The organism is Gammaproteobacteria bacterium (assembly GCA_027296625.1).
Lineage (GTDB): Bacteria > Pseudomonadota > Gammaproteobacteria > JAKEHO01 > JAKEHO01 > JAKEHO01.
This window is the reverse complement of sequence record JAPUIX010000054.1, coordinates 1-5371: the sequence shown is the minus strand read 5'-3', so window position 1 is coordinate 5371 and position 5371 is coordinate 1. Positions and strand designations below refer to the sequence as shown.

Sequence of the window (5371 nt, the reverse complement as noted above, 5' to 3'; positions counted from 1 at the left end):
CGTGTGGGTGATGTTTCAATTGGAAATCTCTAATGTCCGCTTTTCTCCAAAGCGGACGTTCAGATCATGGAAATTCGCAGATATCGAGGGTCCGCTTTCGGCCATTTCCGGACATTCGTTGGATAACGCAAACCATCGATGATTATGACGGATAAACTAAGCAGTTACGGGGTGGCACATCGAGACCTGATGCCGGGTACGATTCACGTCACGGAACAAACCGTGCAGAACCATCTCATCCTCATCAATCAACTCGGGTGAGAGAGCGGGGCATGCGTCGCTTCAACTCACCGCAGCAAGCCTGACGATTCTTGAGTTTCCGTGCTGCCGTCTACAGCCTTCTTAGAGTGCTACCGATCCCTTAGGGAATTCGGCAGAACGGTGGTTGACTCGGATGCAACTGCAGGGGTGCGCCCGCTGGCGTGCCCGTCGGAACGCAAACCTGAATAGCATCATTGGGGTTGGTGGGATTGGCTTGTCGCCTGCATTCGAACCCAGACGCGCAGTCAGGCCAAGTCCCTCCTGCCCCGTCGGGCAAATTGCAACAGCAACCTTCCCCACCGGGACAATGCTCTTCTAGTGGCTGATCGAAGCCATGCTTATGGGTCGGTACGCAAAGAAGTTCGCTGTTCAGCGTCTTCAATTCTGTCTCACCAAACTGGTTGTGCGCAGTAACTGTGGCTTTGAATGGCTCCGAGGGTTTAATCATGTAACACGTAAGGTGGTCCTCATCGGGTGCAGCTTCATGAGGTTCGTCGTTGATGAACTTTGTGACTGGATTACAAAAATACCGTAGCTCCACCAATTGTACGTCCTTCTCGATGTTAAACTGGTCTTCAAGCCTCAACACTTCAATTTCGGGAACCTCCCCCTCTGCGACATAGCACTTGAAGTGATCGAGGGGCGTTGTATCTAGTGGGGGTGTGCAGCAGTCACACGCTGCGAGGGTCAAGACCGCAAGCATGATCAGAGTAGATTTAAGGAGCAGCATTTTTGATCTCCTTTTTTCGCCGTTATCGTCAGCGATGAACGAAATAGCGTAACAAGGGAAGAGAGTAGCCACAAGAGTTAGTCTGATCTCCCGTGGCTTTCCGTCCCCGCCTTTCGGCGGGTTTGGCTATATTGTTGCGACTACTAAGTATAGTAGAAAATTACCGGGTTGCTGGATTATGAACAGGGTGCGCTGATTCGAAGCCGCCTTCCCTGAGAGACGGATACTAGGTGAAGACGTCGTGCTCTGTGAATGTCCGCTTTCATCGCGAGCGGCCGTTCAGATCACTCTAAATTTGAGAAAACGAAGGACGGGTAACGGCCACAAGGCGTCATCGAACCTCGTTCGTAAACGGCACGAAAATCTCGTCAAGCGTCAGGAAGCCCACACTGATCCAGTACAATAGGACCACTATTAACAGTATGGCAGGCACCCAGATCTTTTAGGTCACCGCGCATATTACACATACGGCGAACAACCCCAGGACGGGGATAATCGGGATCACGCCGAATCTGGCGTTAACGATCACAATGCCGGCAAGTGAAGCAAGGACAATAAAAATGCCGAACGAAAAGGAAAGCGGATGACGCTTCGATAGAAAGTAGTCAATCTATTCTATGTTAAATTGTGGCGGTGCTTTGTAATTGTCTGGTATCAGAACAAGGATCAAATCTCCTTTTAAGGCATAAGAGATAGTCCCACCGACGTCAGTCATAATCTTATCGCCCTTCGTAATGGTGTTGATGGCCAACCCCGGGACTTCTATACCCAACTCTCTGAGGGCTTGCGCAATTGTCTGACTCGCTGCCAAATCGTCACTGTGGGCCAATATACTTACATCTGAAATAAGCTCATTAGCACGCTTTGTGCGCCAGTTATCTCTGGCTTTTAAAGATTTAAAACCCAACAAACTCAGAGCCTGTGCGATCTCACGAGCGACGGCTTTTGACACTCTGCGATTGTAGGTCACTACAACACGGTACCTACCAACTACATCTGGATCTGGTTTTTCCGAGATGATGAACGGGAGGTCAAACCTGAGCGTCTCGCTCGCACCCGCCTCTAACATCACCGTCTTCTCCACGGACGCGTGTTGCTCAGCCTCGAGTCGCACCGTGTGAACCCCTGGAGCAAGCTCAAACGGACTTGGACCGGTTGGCCCCTTACGCTGCTCATCGATATACACCGTGGCACCTGTCACGTGTGAACTTATCGTGAGCTGAGCCATCAACTGTAGATCACTCTTATCAGTCACCGGTTCGTCGGGCATGTACTCATCGGAGAGTCCATCGCCGCTCCGATCTATGTCGGCGACTTTCTCCCTTCCGGTCAGGAAGAAGAACTCGCCGACACTGTTGCTAAGGTCGCGTAGCTGTGGCGTGATCGGCTTCTTCCAGCCCGCGGACACTTTCTCGAAGTTCACCTGCTTCTTCACGTAGTCAATCAGTTCGTGTAGCGAGACCACACCGTCCGAGTCAAAATCTCTAGTACCCGTATCCGCCGCACCCCGCAGACCCTTAAGGACAGAATCCGTGAATATGCTGCCGTCCCATCGATCGCCGGCTATTGTCTTCTCGTCACCGGTCCCGGCCACGATCAGATGGCGTGAAGGCTGTGCCAGCTGCTCGATGGTCAAGGCGCGGCTTTCCGATTTGGTCACCAAGCCGGCCAAGCCGCTGAAGCACGCGTCGACCAGGTACAGCACCTGCTTCCCGGCGATGTTCTGGTCCCAGCGTACGATATCCACCATGCTGACCATCGTCCCCCACTTCCGCGAGGAGGATGCCAATGGCAGGTAACCCCGCATACTATCGTTAGGAAGATCTCGCTGGATGCCGTGTCCAGACCAGTAGAAGAGAAATCGATCGTTCTCACCGATGAGCGCTGGAAAATCGTCCTCCATTAACGTCCGTATGCGTACATTTGTGACCTTCTCTTCGGTAATGACGTGAACGTAGTCGAAACCTGCCTCATTCAGAAGAAAGTCCCGCATGCGAATGGGGTCGTTCTGGGTCGGCAGATCTGGGTAGCCGCCAGAGTAGGCGCTGATCCCAACTACGAGCGCATAGCTCTTTTGATAGCCGGGATAACCGACGAAATCCGCGAGTCGCTCACCCAAACTAATTGCCGCCTCTGGCTTGTAATAAACGCGATCGATGCCCGCCCTGGAATGCGAGGGCGTCAGCGCGAGCGCCACAACAAGCAAAAGGCCGACGTGGACGCTACGACACATCGCTTAATCACCTGCCTTTGCTTTTACGAGGCTCTGCACCAAGTTGACGACAGTTGTCAGCAAGCCAACGACGGCCACTGCCAGGCCGATCCACGCCACGGTTTCGGATTCCTCGCCCATCGGCTCCACACCCGGAGGCAACCGATATGCAAAGTAGAGATACAGACCGACCCCGGTGATGACCACGCCGAGGAAAATTAGCCAACGTCGCGCCATGAGCATTTACTCCCAACTAATGCCCTGTTTAATATACACGGCATTGCACCTGTGAGAATGCGAAAAATCCCATTTAATGTACCATCATTCAACCCATTATCGAAAACTGGTCACTGTTAAGGAAGATAGAGGCATTCGAACAGGCCGAGCGCGAATAACCGGGTGATCTAACGATTCTGGGTGCGTCGGTCTGGTACTTACTTCAAACCGGTTACTTCCAGGAGGCGTTACATTTGGCCGAGCGATTTATCGAGCTCGAGCCGTTATCGCTGGCTGCAAATGGTAGTTTTGGCCGATGGCCGCTTTGGGTCACAAGCGGTCGTTCAGCATCATATCAGTCGAACGGCCGCTTTCGGGCGTATAGCGGTCGTTCGGTAGCGTTTTTCGGGAGCACCATATCTGAACGTCTGCTTATCCCAAAAGCGGTCATTCAATCCGCGCTTATTTCACGATTTTAAACGGCTGCTTTCGGCCAACAGCGGACGTTCCCAGGGCGAGAAATCCCCGATGGTGCGCCCGGTTCCCTGTGCTTTTTTTAACGCATCGCTTGATAACCTATCGAAAAGCGCTTACCACAGGCTCAGCGGTGATCAGTTGCTGTCGGTTATTGGCCCTGCGATAGTTCCCACCGGATGCAGGCACGTTGCAAGCGACACCGAATGGCCCAATAGATATGAACCCGAAGCTTATAGTTGTCGGCGTGGAGTAAACACCAGCTCGCGAGCAACCATTGCAAGAGCTACCATAGGCCATTACAGTCCTCATATTCATATTGAAAAACAAGAATTTCAACGGATATACGTGGCCATAATTGCACGTGCTGGACCCAAAGTCGTTGTTGCCAGTGCGATCATGTCGCATTCCAATGTTGTGCCCGAGTTCATGTGCAAATGAATAATTACCCAGTGCACAACTACCCTTAACGACCGAATATGCCCACTCCTCGTCGGTCGCGGTAACAGGATAATTCTCATATGCCCTTCCGCAGAAATCTGCACTTGGAACGATAAGACTGACGAGATCCGCATCGTGGTTGTCTCTGAGTGTCGCGATACCTGCATCAGTTCGCACCCAACTTAGATCCGCGGTTAGGTCATCACCGATAGGGTTATAGTCGTGGCACTCGATTTCGACGGTGGCGTGAATGCCGGTCGCGATAACCGCATTAAATACTTTGTTCAGGTTATTCTCATATGCTGACTCGATTATCGCGAGAATGTTTACGAAGGGAAATGAGCCACGGCAGATAAATCTGTAACTGGGCAGAGGGAGTACTACCAATACCTTGAGCTCTTCGTGTCCGATCTCGTGATCCGCCGCTGCATCCGGTCCTTCTGAACTGTCTTTCTCATACTTCTTTGGGGGAATAATAGGTGGCCCTTCCTCTTGATAACGTGCTTGATTAATCTCGGCAATCATCACGATATCGTCTTTTACTGGCGTTATCTCGTAGATCGTTCCGTCGGCTTGAATGGTTCCAAAAATCGTGTGCTCGTTGAATGATAAGGAAACGACACCGTAATACTCAGATGCTGGAATCCCACTCCATACGTATATACCCCCTTCCCGCCTTTGAACGTCGTCCGTTCTGATCCTAATCGCCAGGTCATCAAACAAATTAATCTCGATGGGTTCAATAGTTGTAGGATCTTCGACAGAAAGTAATTTGCTCTCTAAGATTTTGAAGTCGAAGCGCACAAATCGACTACGCAATACTTCCTCACGATCCATTGTCAAAACGTCCGGAAGATCTGTCGCATCGATCTTCTTCGGCATAGACCGGAATATACTCGGTTCTTGCGAAACACTGGTCGGCTCGCAGGCCACAATAAGGATGCTCAGTCCCAATAAAATGAGTCGCTTGATGTCCACTTGATCTTCCTCCTACCCTGTCTTTAGGCGGGTTTGGCTTTATTGTTGTTGCTAGTGAC

4 protein-coding genes and 1 riboswitch are annotated in these 5371 nt (G+C 51.4%); all 4 genes read right to left on the bottom strand.

Annotated features, from left to right (window positions below; genetic code table 11):
- Positions 1-361 precede the first annotated feature (361 nt).
- On the bottom strand, positions 362-991 hold the full coding sequence (locus O6944_02950) for a hypothetical protein (GenBank protein ID MCZ6718098.1): 630 nt from the start codon (positions 989-991) through the stop codon (positions 362-364).
- Positions 992-1051: 60 nt separating this feature from the next.
- Positions 1052-1128: riboswitch (cyclic di-GMP riboswitch) on the bottom strand.
- A 473-nt stretch (positions 1129-1601) separates the two neighbouring features.
- Positions 1602-3224, bottom strand: a complete 1623-nt coding sequence (locus tag O6944_02945) for a caspase family protein (GenBank protein MCZ6718097.1) — start codon at positions 3222-3224, stop codon at positions 1602-1604.
- Positions 3225-3227: 3 nt separating this feature from the next.
- Entirely contained in the window at positions 3228-3440 is a 213-nt protein-coding gene (locus O6944_02940) for a hypothetical protein (protein MCZ6718096.1), read from the bottom strand.
- Positions 3441-3995: 555 nt separating this feature from the next.
- Entirely contained in the window at positions 3996-5312 is a 1317-nt protein-coding gene (locus O6944_02935; GenBank protein MCZ6718095.1) for a M12 family metallo-peptidase, read from the bottom strand.
- Positions 5313-5371 lie beyond the last annotated feature (59 nt).